This is a genomic window from Pseudomonas sp. AM8 (assembly GCF_036346475.1).
Classification (GTDB): Bacteria; Pseudomonadota; Gammaproteobacteria; order Pseudomonadales; family Pseudomonadaceae; genus Aquipseudomonas; species Aquipseudomonas marginalis.
The window spans coordinates 1-17,416 of record NZ_JAOTNX010000023.1; the positions used below are offsets into that span (position 1 = coordinate 1).

At 61.9% G+C, this 17,416-nt stretch carries 19 protein-coding genes and 1 pseudogene; 16 read left to right on the forward strand and 4 right to left on the reverse strand.

Annotation, left to right across the window (positions count from 1 at the left end; all coding sequences use genetic code 11):
- Positions 1-217: 217 nt before the first annotated feature.
- Positions 218-1,105: a threonine/homoserine exporter RhtA gene (rhtA, locus tag V3W40_RS32860; RefSeq protein WP_027607139.1), complete on the forward strand. Its 888-nt coding sequence runs from the start codon at positions 218-220 to the stop codon at positions 1,103-1,105.
- A gap of 164 nt (positions 1,106-1,269) precedes the next feature.
- Entirely contained in the window at positions 1,270-1,551 is a 282-nt protein-coding gene (locus tag V3W40_RS32865) for a hypothetical protein (protein ID WP_027607138.1), read from the forward strand.
- Between the two features lie 106 nt (positions 1,552-1,657).
- Here the strand turns inward: V3W40_RS32865 and V3W40_RS32870 are convergent, their stop codons facing one another.
- The 3 genes from V3W40_RS32870 to V3W40_RS32880 form a co-directional block, all read right to left on the reverse strand.
- The gene (locus V3W40_RS32870; RefSeq protein ID WP_065947293.1) at positions 1,658-3,466 is read right to left on the reverse strand and encodes an aminopeptidase P family protein; all 1,809 of its coding nucleotides are present in this window, start codon (positions 3,464-3,466) and stop codon (positions 1,658-1,660) included.
- A 39-nt stretch (positions 3,467-3,505) separates the two neighbouring features.
- Positions 3,506-4,666, reverse strand: coding sequence for a cysteine desulfurase family protein (locus tag V3W40_RS32875; protein ID WP_065924545.1), 1,161 nt, complete (start codon positions 4,664-4,666; stop codon positions 3,506-3,508).
- A gap of 234 nt (positions 4,667-4,900) precedes the next feature.
- A complete protein-coding gene (locus V3W40_RS32880; RefSeq protein ID WP_065924558.1) occupies positions 4,901-5,170 on the reverse strand; it encodes a hypothetical protein in 270 nt (89 codons plus the stop codon).
- 396 nt (positions 5,171-5,566) lie between these two features.
- On the opposite strand from V3W40_RS32880, the gene msuE reads away from it, so the two are divergent.
- The 4 genes from msuE to V3W40_RS32900 are packed head-to-tail and all read left to right on the forward strand — an operon-like array spanning position 5,567 to position 9,638.
- Positions 5,567-6,130 (forward strand): FMN reductase, encoded by a 564-nt coding sequence (msuE, locus tag V3W40_RS32885; RefSeq protein ID WP_027607134.1) that lies wholly within the window; start codon positions 5,567-5,569, stop codon positions 6,128-6,130.
- Between the two features lie 9 nt (positions 6,131-6,139).
- Positions 6,140-7,279, forward strand: a complete 1,140-nt coding sequence (gene ssuD / locus V3W40_RS32890; protein WP_027607133.1) for an FMNH2-dependent alkanesulfonate monooxygenase — start codon at positions 6,140-6,142, stop codon at positions 7,277-7,279.
- 55 nt (positions 7,280-7,334) lie between these two features.
- Positions 7,335-8,522, forward strand: a complete 1,188-nt coding sequence (locus V3W40_RS32895; protein WP_065924542.1) for an acyl-CoA dehydrogenase family protein — start codon at positions 7,335-7,337, stop codon at positions 8,520-8,522.
- Between the two features lie 12 nt (positions 8,523-8,534).
- Entirely contained in the window at positions 8,535-9,638 is a 1,104-nt protein-coding gene (locus V3W40_RS32900) for a sigma-54 interaction domain-containing protein (RefSeq protein ID WP_065924541.1), read from the forward strand.
- Here V3W40_RS32900 and V3W40_RS32905 read toward each other — a convergent pair.
- Complete coding sequence (locus V3W40_RS32905) at positions 9,627-9,992, reverse strand: antibiotic biosynthesis monooxygenase (RefSeq protein WP_065924540.1); 366 nt, start codon at positions 9,990-9,992, stop codon at positions 9,627-9,629. The genes V3W40_RS32900 and V3W40_RS32905 overlap by 12 nt on opposite strands.
- Before the next feature lie 99 nt (positions 9,993-10,091).
- On the opposite strand from V3W40_RS32905, the gene soxR reads away from it, so the two are divergent.
- The 10 genes and pseudogenes from soxR to V3W40_RS32955 form a co-directional block, all read left to right on the forward strand.
- Positions 10,092-10,580 carry a redox-sensitive transcriptional activator SoxR gene (gene soxR, locus V3W40_RS32910; RefSeq protein ID WP_330216418.1) on the forward strand — a complete coding sequence of 163 codons (489 nt, stop codon included), beginning with the start codon at positions 10,092-10,094 and terminating at the stop codon, positions 10,578-10,580.
- Between the two features lie 42 nt (positions 10,581-10,622).
- Positions 10,623-11,081 carry a VOC family protein gene (locus tag V3W40_RS32915; protein ID WP_065924539.1) on the forward strand — a complete coding sequence of 153 codons (459 nt, stop codon included), beginning with the start codon at positions 10,623-10,625 and terminating at the stop codon, positions 11,079-11,081.
- A 220-nt stretch (positions 11,082-11,301) separates the two neighbouring features.
- The gene (locus V3W40_RS32920; RefSeq protein WP_330216419.1) at positions 11,302-12,504 is read left to right on the forward strand and encodes a PepSY-associated TM helix domain-containing protein; all 1,203 of its coding nucleotides are present in this window, start codon (positions 11,302-11,304) and stop codon (positions 12,502-12,504) included.
- The gene (locus tag V3W40_RS32925) at positions 12,501-13,040 is read left to right on the forward strand and encodes a hypothetical protein (protein ID WP_027607126.1); all 540 of its coding nucleotides are present in this window, start codon (positions 12,501-12,503) and stop codon (positions 13,038-13,040) included. Before V3W40_RS32920 ends, V3W40_RS32925 begins: the two co-directional genes overlap by 4 nt.
- The gene (locus V3W40_RS32930; RefSeq protein WP_065924537.1) at positions 13,037-13,360 is read left to right on the forward strand and encodes a hypothetical protein; all 324 of its coding nucleotides are present in this window, start codon (positions 13,037-13,039) and stop codon (positions 13,358-13,360) included. The genes V3W40_RS32925 and V3W40_RS32930 overlap by 4 nt, the downstream gene beginning before the upstream one ends.
- Positions 13,357-13,917, forward strand: coding sequence for a DUF6162 family protein (locus V3W40_RS32935; protein ID WP_065924536.1), 561 nt, complete (start codon positions 13,357-13,359; stop codon positions 13,915-13,917). Before V3W40_RS32930 ends, V3W40_RS32935 begins: the two co-directional genes overlap by 4 nt.
- 19 nt (positions 13,918-13,936) lie before the next feature.
- On the forward strand, positions 13,937-14,857 hold the full coding sequence (locus V3W40_RS32940; RefSeq protein ID WP_065924535.1) for a metal ABC transporter substrate-binding protein: 921 nt from the start codon (positions 13,937-13,939) through the stop codon (positions 14,855-14,857).
- Positions 14,854-15,600, forward strand: coding sequence for a metal ABC transporter ATP-binding protein (locus V3W40_RS32945; RefSeq protein WP_330216420.1), 747 nt, complete (start codon positions 14,854-14,856; stop codon positions 15,598-15,600). The genes V3W40_RS32940 and V3W40_RS32945 overlap by 4 nt, the downstream gene beginning before the upstream one ends.
- Positions 15,597-16,496, forward strand: coding sequence for a metal ABC transporter permease (locus tag V3W40_RS32950; RefSeq protein ID WP_065947290.1), 900 nt, complete (start codon positions 15,597-15,599; stop codon positions 16,494-16,496). The genes V3W40_RS32945 and V3W40_RS32950 overlap by 4 nt, the downstream gene beginning before the upstream one ends.
- Positions 16,496-17,404 (forward strand): annotated as a pseudogene (locus tag V3W40_RS32955) (metal ABC transporter solute-binding protein, Zn/Mn family); the annotation flags it as partial. The gene V3W40_RS32950 and the pseudogene V3W40_RS32955, both read left to right, overlap by 1 nt.
- Positions 17,405-17,416: the final 12 nt, after the last annotated feature.

Sequence of the window (17,416 nt, forward strand, 5' to 3'; positions counted from 1 at the left end):
ACGTTTCGACTGCGCCGGAAGTGGGGCGAATTATAGACTTCCAGGATCTGCCGTCAACACTTAATTTGGTTTTTCTATCAAAGTGCCTGCCAACCTTCAAATCCCTCTATATAGAGAAGGTCTCGCTGTCGAATTGAGCAATATATTGCTCAAAGCCGAACGATTAAGCATCATAGTGGCCCCTGATTCTCGACTATGACCTCGGACGAACGCCCCAATGACCACCTCCCCCCGCAGCTTGGCCTCGGCATTGTTTCCTGTCGGCCTGCTGTTGATCGCCATGGCCTCCATCCAGTCCGGAGCCTCACTGGCCAAGAGCATGTTCCCGATTGTCGGCGCCCAGGGCACCACAACCCTGCGCCTGATCTTCGCCAGCGTAATCATGTTGCTTATCCTCCGACCATGGCGCGCCAGGCTGACCGCAAAATCCCTGCGCACCGTGGTCGTTTACGGCATGGCCTTGGGCGGCATGAATTTCCTCTTCTATATGTCCTTGCGCAGCGTTCCCTTGGGCATTGCCGTAGCCCTGGAATTCACCGGACCGCTCGCCGTCGCGATCTACGCGTCGCGCCGAGCGGTAGACTTCCTGTGGATAGCACTGGCGATCATCGGCCTGCTCCTGTTGATTCCCATGGGGGAAGCCAGCAGCGGAATCGACCTGGTCGGCGCGACCTATGCTTTGGGGGCGGGGGCTTGCTGGGCACTCTACATTCTGTTCGGACAGAAAGCAGGCAACGACAACGGCGTCCAGACCGCCGCCCTCGGCGTAATGATCGCTGCCCTGTTTGTGGCGCCCATCGGTATCGTCCATGCCGGCACCGCCTTACTGACCCCGGCATTGATTCCGGTCGCCATCGGTGTCGCGATCCTGTCAACGGCACTTCCCTACACCCTGGAGATGGTAGCGCTGACGCGCCTCCCCGCCCGCACCTTCGGAACACTGATGAGCATTGAGCCTGCTTTCGGCGCACTCTCAGGACTTTTCTTCCTGCAGGAGCACCTATCCCTACCGCAATGGCTGGCCATAAGTTGCATTATCATGGCCTCGGTAGGCGCGACACTGACGATGCGCAATGACTCCAAGCCGCTGGTTCCGGCGGATTGAATCATCAGTGAAAGTTGCTCTGGTATTTGCTGCGTATTTAGGCCATGTTTAAACTGCAAACGAATGTCATTCATGGAGTTTTTCGACAAGGACAGCACGAACGCTACACTCGAGAGCGAGCAGAGCCGGCTTCAAGCATTATGAAGTGGCTATTAAGGATAGGAATGAAGCGAATTTTGATACTGTTAATGGTCGTGGCTATTGCTGGCTGTGCCGCGACTACCAAGACAGAAGTAAAACGCGGCAAAAAAGGGCTGCATATCAACTGCTCCGGCCTGTCTTCTTCCTGGGACCAGTGCTACACCAGTGCAACCAACTCTTGTGGCGCCAAGGGCTACCGGGTTATCGCCAAGTCCGGTGACAATTCCGAGGAGCCAGGGGATTACCCCTTCGGCCTAAACCCTGCCGGCTATACCAGCCGCAGTATGATCGTCATCTGCAAGTGATCTGCTCCGAGCAGTCACCAGCGACTGCTCATACACATGCCTGATACAACGCCGCCCCTTCGCGGCGCTGCAACTGAATTATTGCAGCTCCTGATTTTGCACCCGGTCAAATAGCCGTCGTGCGCACATGCAACCACGCCAACGCAGCACCGCTGAGCAGCGGGCTCAGGCGTTCACGCACCTCGGCGTGGTACGCATTGAACCACTCGCGCTCATCCGCGGTGAGCAGCGACGGCTCCAGGCAACGGGTGTCGATCGGGCACAAGGTCAGGGTTTCAAACGAGAGGAACTCACCAAACTCGGTCTTGCCTGCCTCGCGGTTCAATACCAGGTTCTCGATACGCACACCCCAGCGGCCAGGGCGGTAGGTGCCCGGCTCGATGGAGGTGATCATCCCTGGCTGCATCGCGGTTTGCGGCGCAGTGGCGGCCTGGTAGGCAATCACTTGTGGGCCCTCATGCACATTGAGGAAATAACCTACGCCGTGCCCGGTACCGTGGCCGTAGTCCACGCCTTCAGCCCAGATCGGCGCGCGGGCAATGGAATCCAGCAGCGGCGACAAAATCCCCTTGGGGAAATGCGCACGGGACAGGGCAATCACGCCCTTCAGCACACGGGTGCAGTCACGTTTCTGTTCGTCACTCGGCGTACCGATAGGCACCATCCGCGTGATATCCGTAGTGCCGCCCAAATACTGGCCACCCGAATCGATCAGCAGCAAGCCATCGCCTTCGATCACCGCATGTTCTTCTTCGGTAGCGTGGTAATGCGGCATGGCCCCGTTGGCATTGAATGCCGCGATGGTATTGAAACTCAGCGACACATAATCGGGGCGACGGGTGCGCGCAGCCGTCAGGTGTTCATCGATGGTCAATTCAGTGATGCGTTCACGACCGAGCGCACTGTCCAGCCAGGCGAAGAATTCACACAGCGCCGCGCCGTCCTGTTCCATGGCGCGGCGGATGTGCTCCGCGTCCGCCAGGCTCTTGCGGGATTTGGCCAGCGTGGTCGGGTTCAGCCCTTCGATCAGCTTGACGCCGGCATCCAGGTTTTCCAGCAGACCGGCAGTAACGCGGGCCGGGTCAACCTGCATGCTGGCGCCCGATGGCACCGCACGCAGTGCATCCGCCACGTCGCTGTAGTCGCGCAACGTCACACCATCCTGCGCAAGCACCGCACGCAGGTCAGCGTCGACTTTACTCAGCGCCACAAACAACGTGGCCTGTTGTTGATTGATCAACGCAAACGAAACAAACACCGGATTAAACGAAACATCGCCACCGCGCAGGTTGAACAGCCAGGCGATGTCATCCAGGGTGGCGATGAAGTGCCAGTCGGCGCCCTTCTCTTTCAAACTCGCGCGCAGTGCGGCAAGTTTATCGCCACGGCTCACGGTCGCTTGCGGTGGCAGATGCGGATAGATCGGCTGGCTCGGCAGGCTCGGACGGTCTTTCCAAACTGCATCGAGTACGTCGATATCGGTCCGCAGGCGCGCGCCGCGCTCTGCCAGCCTGGCGCCCAAGGTGCGCGCCGACGCGACAGCCATCACCGCACCGTCCACCGCCACCACACCGCCTTCCGGCGTCTGCTCGGCCAGCCACTCCAGCGGCCCGGGCTGACCCGGTTGCAGCTTGACCAACTCAATGCCACTGCCCTTGAGCTCCTTGGTCGCCTGTTCCCAGTAACGGCTATCGGCCCAGACACCGGCGAAATCCGCAGTGACAATCAGCGTGCCTACCGAACCATGGAACCCCGACAACCATTGGCGCCCCTGCCAGTAACCCGGCAGGTATTCGGACAAATGCGGATCAGCCGACGGCACCAGCAGGGCGTGAATGCCCTCGCGGCGCATCAGTTCGCGGGTATGCGCCAGGCGCTGGGGAACCGTTCCATGGGTCAAGGGCTGCGTACTCATTGTGTCTCCTGCTAACCACTAATAATTGTTATGTGAAAATCAGACGGCCCAGAACGCCGGTGCGCTGGCCAGTGCGGCCTTGATCAATTGCACGGCCTGGTCGATGTCCTGCTCGGTGGTAAACCGGCCCAGGCTCAAACGTATGGTGCGGCCGGCAGAACGTGCGTCAAGGCCCAACGCAAGCAGCACGTGGGAAGGCGCATTGCTGGCGGAGTTGCACGCCGAGGTCGCCGAAAAGGCGATGCCCGCGCTCAACGCAGCAGCGTTGAATTCACCTTCGCTGAACGTAAGGCTGAGGGTGTGAGGAATGCGCTGCGCAGGGCTGCCATTGAGGCGCACGCCACCGAGCGTATCCAACTGCTCCAGCAGGCGCTGACGCAAGGTCATAATGACAGCCTTCTCCTGCGCAAAAGACGCCGCCGCCAGGGCGAACGCCGCGCCCATGCCTGCAATCTGATGGGTGGCCAGGGTACCGGAGCGCAAGCCACCCTCGTGACCGCCGCCGTGAATCTGTGCCGACACTTTCTGTTGCGCCCGGGGTCCGACATACAGCGCGCCAATACCCTTGGGGCCATACAGCTTGTGCGCGGAAAACGACATCAAATCCACCGGCCACTGCGCCAGGTCGATCGCCACCTTGCCCGCGCCCTGCGCCGCGTCGACATGCAACAACGCGCCATGCTCACGCACACGTGCGCCGATGGCGGGGATGTCATTGAGGGTGCCCAGTTCGTTATTCACCAGCATCAGCGATACCAGAAAGGTGTCCTCACGCAATGCTTCGCTGACGGCCTCGGCGCTGATCAATCCGTCGGCGTCCGGCACCAGGTAAGTCACGGCCACACCGGCTTCCTGAAGCTGCCGCGCGGTGTCCAGCGTGGCCTTGTGTTCAATCTGGCTGGTGATGATATGCCCGCCCGCCACGCCACGCGCCTGGGCAACGCCCTTGATCGCGAGGTTGTTGGACTCAGTAGCACCGGAGGTCCAGACGATCTGCTCAGGTTGTGCGCCGACCAGCTCGGCCACCTGGCGACGCGCCTGTTCAACCGTTTGCCGGGCCGCTTGGCCGAACGCATGGGAACTGGACGCGGGGTTACCGAAATTGGCATTGAAGCCAAGACATTCGACCATCACCTGGATGACGCGTTCGTCCACCGGGGTGGTAGCGGCGTAGTCGAAATACAGCGGACGTTTATTCATGACAGTCAAGACTCGCAGAGCAGGTTCCCGAGAGCAGCGTCTCAGGGGCATCGGCCGGAACAGAGGTCGTCAGGTTTACCGGATCGAATGCCATTAAAGAAGGACAACTTTAAGTAAATGTGCGTAGGAACGCTCCTGAAATTCAGCTTAACAGGCTGAAGTCGTGCCATGGCAAACAAAAAGCCCGAGGTTCCTTCAAGGGAAGCCTCGGGCTTTTTGCTGTGCAGTGCCGACTCAACTGGGACGACCATGCAAAACCACGTTGCGCTCGGCGTTCATTTCGCCCTGGCGATCAAATCCGAAGGGCTTCTGTGGCTGGCCGGTCAGTGCGGCGCGCTGCTGTTGATATTCATCAAACGACAAGCCACGACGGCTCAGCGCTTCCAGGGCCAGTTGCTTGCTCTCTTCGGCCGTGTAGGGACGCAATTCTGGCGATGGATGGCTCGCACAGCCGGCGAGTACGGCGCTGACAATCACTAAGCAAACAGCGAGAAATCGGTTCATGGGGTAGCCCTGCAAAGAAGGTTTCAAGTCAATGAACACAGGCTACTCCCGCCGTTGCGCAGTGAAAAATCACCGTCCGTGATAGTCGCTATCGACCACCAAGGCACCCTCGATAGGAAACGCTATATTTCTTTATGGTCTATAAATATGGAAATACGTTCATTTACGGAATAACTGTATCCCTCTATAAATGACTTGCACAGAACCTGCGCTGTTCGCCACGCAACTGTTTGCCAGGCAACAGCCATTCAACAAATCACCAGTCAGACAACAGCAGCATTTTTCAGCAGTGAACCTGCAACCCACGCCAATCAAGGCCTGCACCCGTTGGTACAGCTCTTGCTCAACAGGTTGCACTCCACCTGCTATGAACCACTGTTGATAAAGGAACTGTTCATGACCCGTCCCCTGAATGTCGTTGCCCTCTCCGGCGGAACCTGGCGCCCGTCCCGCACCCTCGTGCTGACCCAAGCCGTACTGGCTGAATTGGCGACCTTGCTGCCGATCCAGACCACCCTGATCGAGCTGGGCGACATTGCCCGGCCACTCGGTGGTGCGCTGTCACGGGATGAGTTGCCCGCCGAGGTCGAAGCCCAACTGGTGGCCATCGAACAGGCCGACCTGCTGATCGTCGCCGCACCGGTCTATCGCGGTTCCTACCCTGGCCTGCTCAAGCATCTGTTTGACCTGGTTGGCCTCAACGCCCTGATCGACACACCGGTATTACTCGCAGCCACCGGCGGCAGCGAGCGCCACGCGCTGGTTCTCGATCACCAACTGCGTCCGCTGTTCAGCTTCTTCCAGGCCCTGACCCTGCCGATCGGGGTGTACGCCACCGAGGCCGACTTCACCGATTACCAAATAACCAGTGAGCCCTTGAAGGGCCGTATACGCCTTGCGGCAGAACGCGCAGCGCCGTTGTTTGCAGCGCACTCCCCCTCTCTGCTGAAAATCGCTTAAGGATTGGTCATGGATGTTTTCTGGTTTCTGCCAACACATGGCGACGGTCATTACCTGGGCACCACCCAAGGTGCACGGCCGGTCACCCTCAATTATCTGAAGCAAGTCGCGCAGGCGGCTGACAGCCTGGGTTACCACGGCGTGTTGATTCCTACCGGCCGCTCGTGCGAAGACTCCTGGGTCATCGCCTCGGCACTGGTGCCGCTGACCGAGCGCCTGCGTTATCTGGTGGCGATTCGCCCGGGTATCATCTCGCCGACCGTTTCTGCGCGTATGGCGGCGACCCTGGATCGCCTGTCCAACGGTCGCCTGCTGATCAATGTGGTCACCGGCGGTGATCCCGACGAGAACCGCGGCGACGGCAGCTTCCTCGACCACAGCGAACGCTACGAAGTCTCCGACGAATTCCTGCAAATTTGGCGCCGGGTATTGCAGGGCGAATCAGTGGACTTCGAAGGCAAACATCTGCGAGTGCAGAACGCCAAGGCGCTTTACCCACCGGTGCAAAAGCCTTATCCACCGTTATATTTCGGCGGTTCCTCGGATGCCGCCCACGACCTCGCCGCCGAACAGGTGGATGTGTACCTGACCTGGGGCGAACCGCCCGCCGCCGTCGCCGAAAAACTCGCAGATGTACGTGAGCGCGCAGCCCGCCACGGGCGTACGGTGAAGTTCGGCATTCGTCTGCACGTGATCGTGCGCGAGACCGAAGAGGACGCGTGGAAAGCCGCCGACAAACTGATCGAGCACATCAGCGACGAAACCATTGCCGCCGCGCAAAAATCCTTCTCGCGCTTCGACTCCGAAGGCCAGCGCCGCATGGCCGCCCTGCATGACGGGCGCCGCGACAACCTGGAAATCGCCCCCAACCTGTGGGCCGGTGTCGGCCTGGTACGCGGCGGTGCCGGTACCGCGCTGGTGGGCAACCCCCGGCAAGTAGCCGAGCGCATCAAGGAATACGCCGACCTGGGCATCGAAAGCTTCATCTTCTCCGGCTACCCGCACCTGGAAGAAGCCTATCGCTTTGCCGAGCTGGTGTTCCCGCTGCTGCCGGAACCCTATGCCAGCCTGGCCGGACGCGGCATCACCAACCTCACTGGCCCGTTCGGCGAAATGATTGCCAACGATGTTCTGCCAGCCAAGGCCTGATCGGCGCAGCGGCGGGAGCGGCATTGGTCGTTCCCGCTTATAAAGAGGAAACCCCGTGACAGCCAAACCCCACAGCGTCCTGCCATCACCGTTGCAGACCGCCAGACTGCTGGCCGCCGAATTCGCCCTCACCGCCGTCGAACGCGACGAGCGCGGTGGCACCCCCAAGACCGAACGTGACGCCCTGCGCCAAAGCGGCCTGCTGGCCCTGAGCATTCCCACCCAATACGGCGGCCTCGGCGCCCGCTGGAGTGACACCCTGGCCATCGTGCGCGAGTTCGCCAAGGTCGACAGCTCCATTGCCCACGTCTTCGGCTTCCACCACCTGATGCTCGCCACCGTGCGCCTGTTCTCGCGGCCGGACCAATGGCAACCCTGGTTCGAACAGACCGCGCGCAAAAACTGGTTCTGGGGCAACGCCCTCAACCCATTGGACACACGCACCGTGGTCAAGGACTTCGGCGGCTGGCGCGAGTTCTCCGGCAAAAAGAGCTTCTGCTCCGGCGCCAGCGACTCGGAAATGCTGATTGCCTCGGCGGTGGATGAAAGCGCCGGCGGCAAGCTGCTGATCGCCGCCATCCCCAGCGGGCGCAGCGGCATCACCCTGCACAACGACTGGAACAATATCGGCCAGCGCCAGACCGACAGCGGCAGCGCCAGCTTCGAACGGGTGCGCGTCGAGGAGTCGGAATTGCTGCTCGACCCGGGCCCGCTGAGCACGCCTTTTGCCTGCCTGCGCCCGCTGATCGCCCAGTTGACCTTCACCCATATGTTCCTCGGCATCGCCGAAGGTGCCTTCGAAGAAGCGCGCAACTACACGCTCACCGAGACCCGTTCCTGGCACAAGTCTTCAACCGAAGACGTGCGCCAGGACCCTTACGTACTGCATCACTACGGCGAATTCTGGGTGGCCCTGGAGGGTGTGCGCCTGTTGGTGGAACGCGCTGCCGAGCTGCTCGACCAGGCATGGGCAAAAGGCCCCAACCTCAGCGAAAACGAACGCGGTCAACTGGCGATTGCCATTGCGACCGCCAAGGTCGCCGCCACCCGCCAAGGCCTGGACCTGTGCAGCCGCCTGTTTGAAGTCACCGGCGCGCGCTCCACCCACGCATCCCTGCGCCTGGATCGTCATTGGCGCAACCTGCGCACACAAACCCTGCACGACCCGGTGGATTACAAGCTCCACGAACTGGGGGACTGGGCGTTGAACCAATCCCTGCCGATTCCGACGTTTTACTCATAAAAAGAGGTGCCCATGCAGCTTCTAACCTTACCGCCCTCGCCCGCCCTTGCGACGTCGATCCGCGCCACGGCCCAGGTCTTCGAAGACCCGAAATCCAGGGCGCTGCTCGACCATATCCAGCAAGTGGCGCCCAGCGAAGCCAGCGTGCTGATCATCGGCGAGACCGGTACCGGTAAAGAGCTGGTGGCGCGCCACATCCACAACCTCAGCGCGCGGCGCAACCGGCCGTTCGTGGCGGTTAACTGCGGCGCGTTCTCCGAGTCCCTGGTGGAAGCCGAGCTGTTCGGCCATGAAAAAGGCGCGTTTACCGGCGCCCTCAGCGCCAAGGCCGGCTGGTTCGAAGAGGCCGATGGTGGCACCTTGTTCCTCGATGAAATCGGCGATTTGCCGATGCCCATCCAGGTCAAGCTGCTGCGCGTCCTACAGGAGCGCGAAGTGGTGCGCCTGGGCTCGCGCAAGAGCATTCCGATCGATGTGCGGGTACTGGCTGCGACCAACGTGCAACTGGAAAAGGCCATCAACGCCGGGCATTTCCGCGAAGACCTCTACTACCGCCTCGACGTCGTCAGCCTCGAGCTCAGCCCCCTGCGCGAGCGCCCCGGCGATATCCTGCCGCTGACCCGGCATTTTATCGAAGCCTACAGCCAGCGCCTGGGCTACGGCCCGATCACCATCAGCCGCGAGGCCGAACACAAGCTAAAGAGCTACAGCTGGCCGGGCAACATCCGCGAGCTGGAAAACGTGATTCACCACACCCTGCTGATCTGCCGTAACGGCGTGATCGAACGCGACGACCTGCGCCTGTCGAACATGCGCATCGAGCGCCAGGACGACAGTCAGCACGGCACCGACAACAGCGCCGAGGCCTTGCTGGAGCGCGCGTTTCAAAAGCTCTTCGAAGAACAGGCCGGCGCCCTGCACGAAAAGGTCGAAGACGCGCTATTGCGCGCCGCCTACCGCTTCAGCCATTACAACCAGGTGCACACCGCCAACTTGCTGGGCCTGAGCCGCAACGTCACGCGCACGCGCCTGATCAAGATCGGCGAGTTGGCGGTGAACAAGCGCCGGCCGGGGGAAAACGTGCAGGGCGAGCGCATGCTGCACCTATCCATTTAGGCGACAGTGCAACGCGTTGTCATGGCTGCGCTCGAAACTGCGCAGTACCTGGAACGAACCGAAGGTCACGGCCGTGGCCTGGTGGGCGCGAATCAGCGTCCAGAAATCTTCCTCGCCGTGCTCAAAGCATTGGAACGCCGCTTCGCCGTCCTCGCGGGAGCGCCATTGCAGGTAATTGAGCACACGCCGCCCGTCTTCGCTGACCTGTACACTCGCGTTGATAAAGCCGCCATGGCCCTGGGCCAGGCGTTCACTTTGGGTGGACAAGGCCGCCACCAGCGCCACTTGTTGCTGGGGTTCGATATGAAACTCGATCAGTTGAGTGAAACTGCGATTTTTCTCTGATACCTGCATGAACACTCCCCTTTCTCTGTAGGCAGAATCTTGTGATTCGATACCACGCAGGGTAAAACCTCTAGTTAAGTCAAGGTCAAGCGCTTAATTGGAGTGTTCATGGTTACCAAAGAGCTCACCGTCGGCCAACTGGCAGCCCGCAGCGGTGTGGCTGTTACGGCCCTGCACTTCTACGAAACCAAGGGGCTGATCAAGAGTCATCGCAATGCCGGCAATCAACGACGCTATCCCCGGGATGTACTGCGCCGGGTGGTGGTGATCAAGATCGCCCAGCGCCTGGGAATTCCACTGGCAACGATTGGCGAGGCGTTGCAGACGTTGCCGGAAGGACGCACGCCCAACGCTCAGGATTGGGAGCGGTTGTCCGCGCTGTGGCGGGAAGACCTCGATGAGCGCATCCATAAGCTGATGCTGCTGCGGGACAAACTCACCGGTTGTATTGGGTGTGGATGCTTGTCGCTGGACGCGTGCCCGTTGCGCAACCCGGATGACCAGCTCGGTGGGCGCGGGCCGGGGGCGCAATTGCTGGAGCCCGGCTGCCCCCCCCTCGTCGGGGCCCTCGGAGCCCTTGATGGGCGTGGCCTATAGTGAAGAGGCCGTGCCTCCACAACCACAATCAAGGAGAACGAAATGAGCGTTAAACCCATTCCCGAGGGTTATCACAGTGTCACGCCCTATATGGGCATCGACAAAGCCTCAGAGGCTATCGAGTTTTACAAAAAAGCCTTCGGCGCCACCCAGATCATGCGCCTGGACATGCCCGATGGCAGGGTCGGCCATGCCGAGCTGCGCATTGGTGATTCGGCGATCATGCTGGGCACGCCCTGCGATCAGATGTCCCTGAGCAATCCGACTGAAAGCACCAGTGTCGCCTTGCATCTGTACGTGAACGACGTAGACGCACAGTTCAAACAAGCCATCGCAGCGGGCGCCAGCGTGGTGTCCGAACCAGAGGACCGGTTCTATGGCGACCGTTCGGGCAGCGTGAAGGATCCATACGGTCACCTTTGGTACCTCGCCACCCGCAAGGAAGACCTCAGCGAAGAACAGATCCGTCAGCGCGCCATGGAAATGTTCAAGCAAGGCTGAGCATCGGGGCCGGTTCGCCGGCTCCTACCCCACTTCATGAATACCCCCACGCCGTAAAAACCCGCTGGATGTGAACCTGAAACATTTTCTTTCATATCCACCTTGGGGATTTCTCATTCTCATCCGTCTTAACTTAGATACAGCCTGTCGCGTCAGCAAAAGCTACGACTGGCCTTTTCCGGGCCTCCCTCGCCCTCCCCTGATCAAGACCCTCTTTCACATGTCGAAGAAGTCACGCTCAAAACTCTGGTTTCTCGTCCATAGCTGGCTGGCCTTGCCCATCTGGTTCTTTGTACTGATTGTCTGCGTCACCGGCACCCTGGCGGTGGTCAGCCAGGAAATCGTGTGGCTGGCCAATCCGGACATCCGTGCGAGCAAGCCGTCGGATGATGCCGAGCCGCTGAGCTACGACCAGGTGATCAGCGCCATCAAGCGGGCCGAACCCCAGGTCATCGTGCAGTCTCTCAGTCGTCCGGATGAATCGCACTTTGCCCTGAGTGTCGACCTCAGCTACCCGGACGGGCGCTCGGTAGAGGTCTACGTCAACCCGTACACCGGGGCGATCCAAGGCATCAGCCCGTCGTTCAACTTCCGTCAGTTCACCCGCGCCCTGCACGGCTGGTGGCTGGTGCCGTTTACCAATGGCTTCAGCTGGGGCTGGTACCTGGTGTCGCTGCTCGGCTTGCCGTTGCTGGCCTCACTGGTCACCGGCCTGGTGGTGTACAAGCGCTTCTGGAAAGGCTTTTTCAAGCCGACCCTGCGTATCCGCCACGGCGCGCGGATTTTCTGGGGCGACTTCCACCGCCTGAGCGGTATCTGGTCGATCTGGTTTATTGCGGTGATTTCCATCACTGGCACTTGGTTCCTGATCCAGGCAATCCTGGGTGACAACCAGATCTCCATCTCCAGCGAGCCCATCGTCCCGGTGATCGCCCGCGAAAAAGTCCCAACCTCAGCCCCCGGCGTGCCTGCGCCGATGATTCCCGTGGATGAGGCGATCGCGATCGCCACCCAACGTATCCCGGGGCTGGAGGCGAGCTTCGTGAGCCTGCCGCTCAATGCCTACAGCCACCTGCAAATCGGCGGGCGGGGCTGGTACCCGCTGATGTTCCAGACCGCTCAGATCAACCCATATGACGGTGAAATCGCCTCGTCGCACCTGCTGTCCGACCGCACCAAGCTGGAGTTCGTCACCGAATCCATGCGCCCCCTGCACACCGGCGACTTCGGTGGCATCTGGATCAAGCTGATCTGGGCGTTCTTCGGCCTGGTGCTGAGCATGATGGTCTTGAGCGGCCTGTTGATCTGGACCAAGCGCACGGCCCTGGCCACCCTCAACGCTCTCAAGCGCGAAGCCAAGGCACAACGTGCGCCGGCACCCATTCCGGCCATGCAGGCTGAAACCTCGGAGGCCAAGCCATGAGCAAGTCCGCCAACGCTACCCCGCCTTCGCCGTTGCGGGCCTTCTGGCTGAAATGGCGTTTCCACATCAACGTCCTGCTGTTGCTGGTACCGCTGGGCTTCATGCCCAAGTACTTCGCCGATGCCGCGCTGTTTCGCGGCGACACCGGCATCGGCGAGCGGGTGGCCGGGGACGTACAGGTCGGACCCTGGAGCCTCACGCTGGCCGAATTCCGCAATGAAGGCCCGCGCCCCGACCCGGCCGGCCCGATGAAGTTCTTCAACGCCGCCCTCTGCGCCACCTGCGCCGACCAGGTCAAGGCCACCTACCTGCGCATCGGCAAGCCGCGCAGCCTGCGTGCCGCCGGGGTGATCTTCTTCGGCACCCCGTACCGCATGGGTGCGGGCCTGCCCGTGCCGGAACGTACCCCCGTCGATGCCGAACTGTGGGTCACCATGGAAGGCTGGGACGGCACCATGCACCAGGGTTCCATCCCGCTGAGCCAGGCCTCGCCTGCCACCATTGCCTGGCTGAACAAGCAAGGAGTCAAACCATGACGTTCAAGCGCCTGTCCCGCGCCGCGCTGTTGCTGTGCGCCGGTTTCAGTACCACCGTCCTTGCCCACAACCCAATGTGCGAATGCAAGGAAATCCCCGGCGAGCAGATCCAGTGCAAAGGCGGTTTCTCCGACGGCAGCGGTGCCCCCGGCGTGACCCTGGATGTGATCGGCTATGACGAAACCATCCTGGTGCCCGGCAAGCTCGGCCAGGACTCCACCCTGACCTTCAAGAAGCCGTCCGCCGAGTTCTACGTGCTGTTTGATGCAGGCCCCGGTCACGTAGTGGAAATCGACCAAGCGGATATCCAGCCTCAATGAGTACGACACAGGTTGTTCGCCCCGCCGGTGCCGGCCACGAAACCCTCTACGTGCTGCTGCTGTGCCTGATCATCCTCGCGGTGGCCGGTACGGTGGTGGCGCTGCATGGTGAAACCCAGGCAGTCGCGGCGCTGCCCCGCCATCAACTGGATGCCCGCCGCGACCTGAGCGCCGCCGAACAAGGCATCTACGCCGACCTGCGGGTCACGCTGGATGAAATCCACTTGCTGCAGCAGGAGCAAAGCGCCCTGCCCACCCCCGAGCAACTGGCCGAAGAAGGCTTCGCGCCCTTTGCCCAGGACGCCAGTTCGGTCAGCCGCGGCGACCATCGCTGGCAGTTGTTGGGGAACTCGGCCTACTTGGGACTGAGCCAGACGCCGACCACCAGCGGTTCACTGCTGATGCGCGTACAGGGCAGCGAGCCGGATATCTGGCTCAACCGCAGCACACACCTGGCCGCCCCCTCCGACCTCACTGACCAGGCGCTGATCGCAGCCGGCTGGCAGCAGGTGGTCGCGCAATTCGACGCCGGCGTCACCCGCCAGCACCGTCACTGAACGAGAAGACCGATTGCCCATGTCTATTTCATCGCCCCTGTTGCGCGTGTTTCTGGTTGGCCTGTTCAGCCTGATACTCGCCCCCCTCGCGAATGCCGAAGCGGCCAAACGCCTGCGTATCGGCATCACCCTGCACCCTTATTACAGCTACGTGGCCAATATCGTCGGCGACAAGGCCGAAGTGGTGCCACTGATCCCGGCCGGCTTCAACCCCCACGCCTACGAGCCACGCGCCGAAGACATCAAACGCATCGGCACCCTGGATGTGATCGTGCTCAACGGCGTCGGCCATGACGATTTCGCCGACCGCATGATCGCCACCAGCGAGCGCCCGGACATTCCGGTGATCGAAGCCAACGCCAACGTGCCGCTGCTGGCGGCCACCGGCAACGCCGCACGCGGTGCCGGCAAGGTGGTCAACCCGCACACCTTCCTGTCGATCAGTGCATCGATTGCCCAGGTCAACAACATCGCCCGCGAGCTGGGCAAGCTCGACCCGGACAACGCCAAGACCTACACCCAGAACGCCCGCGCCTACGGCAAACGCCTGCGGCAGATGCGCGCCGATGCCCTGGCCAAGTTGACCGGCGCCCCCAATCCGGACCTGCGCGTCGCCACAGTGCACGCGGCCTACGATTACCTGCTGCGCGAGTTCGGCCTGGAAGTCACGGCCGTGGTCGAGCCGGCCCACGGGATCGAGCCGAGCCCCAGCCAGTTGAAGAAGACCATCGACGAACTGCGCGCCCTGGACGTGAAGGTGATCTTCTCGGAGATGGATTTCCCGTCGACTTATGTCGACACCATCCAGCGCGAATCCGGGGTCAAGCTGTACCCGCTGTCGCATATTTCCTACGGCGAATACAGCGCTGAAAAATACGAAGTGGAAATGACCGGCAACCTCAACACCGTGGTGCGGGCGATTCAGGAGTCAGGGGCATGACGGCGGCGGAACACTTGAAGGTCGCCAGCGTCGGCCCGACCCTCGACTTCGACAAGGTGTCCCTGACCCTGGGCCGCACCGTGATCCTCGACGGCGTAAGTTTCCAGGTGCAGCCGGGCAGCATCCATGCGCTGGTGGGCCCGAATGGCGGCGGCAAAAGCTCGCTGATCAAGACCCTGCTCGGGCAAACGCCGCATCAGGGCAGGTTAAGTCTGGAGTGGCCGAGCACACCTGGCACCATCGGCTATGTGCCCCAGGCGCTGGAGTTCGACCGTGGCTTGCCGATGACCGTGGATGATTTCATGGCTGCCATGTGCCAGCGGCGCCCGGCATTTCTGGGCTTGTCCAAACATTACGCCGCCGCGATTGGCGAGGCGCTGGAACGGGTCGGCATGCAGGACAAACGCACGCGGCGCATGGGCGCGCTGTCCGGCGGTGAGCGCCAGCGGGTGTTGTTGGCCCAGGGACTGATCCCGGCGCCGCAGTTGCTGGTGCTGGATGAACCGATGTCGGCCCTCGATGAGGCCGGTATCCAGGTGTTCGAACGCTTGCTCAATGACTGGCGCCTGGCCGGGATCACCGTGCTGTGGATCGAGCACGACCTGGAAGCCGTGGGCCGCCTGGCCGACCGCGTCACCGGCCTGAACCGCCGCCTGCTGTTCGACGCCACGCCGAAAGAGGCGCTGACCCCGGAGCGCCTGCTGACCCTGTTCTCTACCCATCCTCGGAGCCCGGCGCCATGAGTTATGAAGCGTTTCGCCTGATAGTCCAGGGCTGGGCCTCGTCCGGTTACCTGCCGGAGGCACTGGCCTATGGTTTTGTGGTCAACGCCCTGCTCGCCGGCCTGCTGATCGGCCCGGTGCTGGGCGGCCTGGGCACGCTGGTGGTGGTCAAGCGCTTTGCGTTTTTCTCCGAAGCGGTCGGCCATGCCGCACTGACCGGCGTGGCCGTGGGCATCCTCCTGGGTGAGCCCTACACCGGGCCCTATGGCAGCCTGTTCGGTTACTGCCTGTTGTTCGGCATCCTGCTCAACTACTTGCGCAACCGCACCGGCCTGGCGCCGGATACCTTGATCGGCGTGTTCCTGTCGGTGTCCTTGGCATTGGGCGCCAGCCTGCTGCTGATCCTGGCGGGCAAGATCAACGTGCATATCCTCGAAAACGTGCTGTTCGGCTCGGTGCTGACGGTCAACGGCAACGATTTGCTGGTACTGGCGATTGTCGGCGCCCTGGTGATGGCCCTCGCGCTGCCGCTGTACAACCGCATCATGCTCGCCAGCTTCAACCCGCAATTGGCGGCGGTGCGTGGTGTGGCGGTGAAGACCCTGGACTACCTGTTCGTGATCCTGGTGACGCTGATCACCGTGGCGGCAGTCAAGGTCATCGGCGCCATCCTGGTGGGCGCGCTGCTGGTGATCCCGGCTGCAGCGGCACGCCTGCTGAGCCAGTCGCTCAAAGGCTTCTTCTGGATCTCGGTGGTGATCGCCACCGTCAGCACCCTGTGCGGGATCCTGTTGCCGATCATCTTCGACCTGCCCATCCCCTCCGGTGCCGCGATCATCCTGATGGCCGGTATCGCTTTCGCCCTTGCCGCCGTCGCGCGGGGCACCGTGCCCAGCCTTAAAGGGAACCTTGGATAATGCGCTCCGTTCTTCAACCTCTGGCCCTGGCCATCGCTTGCCTGATCACCACGCCGCTGATGGCGGCCGACGTGGGCAAACCTGCTGCTCACGCGGCCAAACCGGTCAAAGTCCTGGCCTCGCTGCCGATCACCTATGGCCTGGCGCAGGTGCTGCTCAAGGGCACCGACGTGCAGCTCGAGCGCGCCGCGCCGGCCAACCTGCCGGGCTCGCGGCAGGTGTCGTACTTCACCGGCCGTGGCGCGCCGGCACTGAACAGCCTGGCCCAGGACGCCGACGCCGCCATCGGCGTGCGCTCGCTGTGGGCCGATGACCCGCTCTACCCCGTGGCACGGCGCAGCAATATCCGCATCGTCGAAATCGATGCGGCACGCCCGGTGGATGGCGGCCTGCCGGGCATCGCCGTGCAACCTGGCGTCGCCGATGGCTTGAACAGCCAGCCGTGGCAATCGAGCAACAACCTGGGGCGCATGGCCGATGTCCTGGCCGCCGACCTGAGCCGCCTGGCACCGGGCGCCAAGGCGAAGATCGACGCCAACCTGGCCGCCCTCAAGCAACGCCTGCTCAAGCTCAGCGCCGACAGCGAGGCGCGACTGGCCAAGGCGGACAACCTGAGCGTGGTCAGTTTGAGCGATCACTTTGCCTATCTGATCAGCAGTTTGAATCTGGAACTGCTCAGCACCGATGCCCGGCCCGACGCCGATTGGACGCCTGAGGCGTTACAGAAGCTCAGTGCCGAGCTGAAGGACAACGACGTGGCCGTGGTGCTGCATCATCGCCAGCCGAGTGATGCAGTGAAAGCCGCCATCACGGCAGGCGGTTCAACGCTGCTGGTGTTGAACGTCGACGGCGCGGACCCGGTATCGGAGCTGGAGATCAATGTGGACCAGGTGATCAAGGCAATCACGCTCCTACAGGAA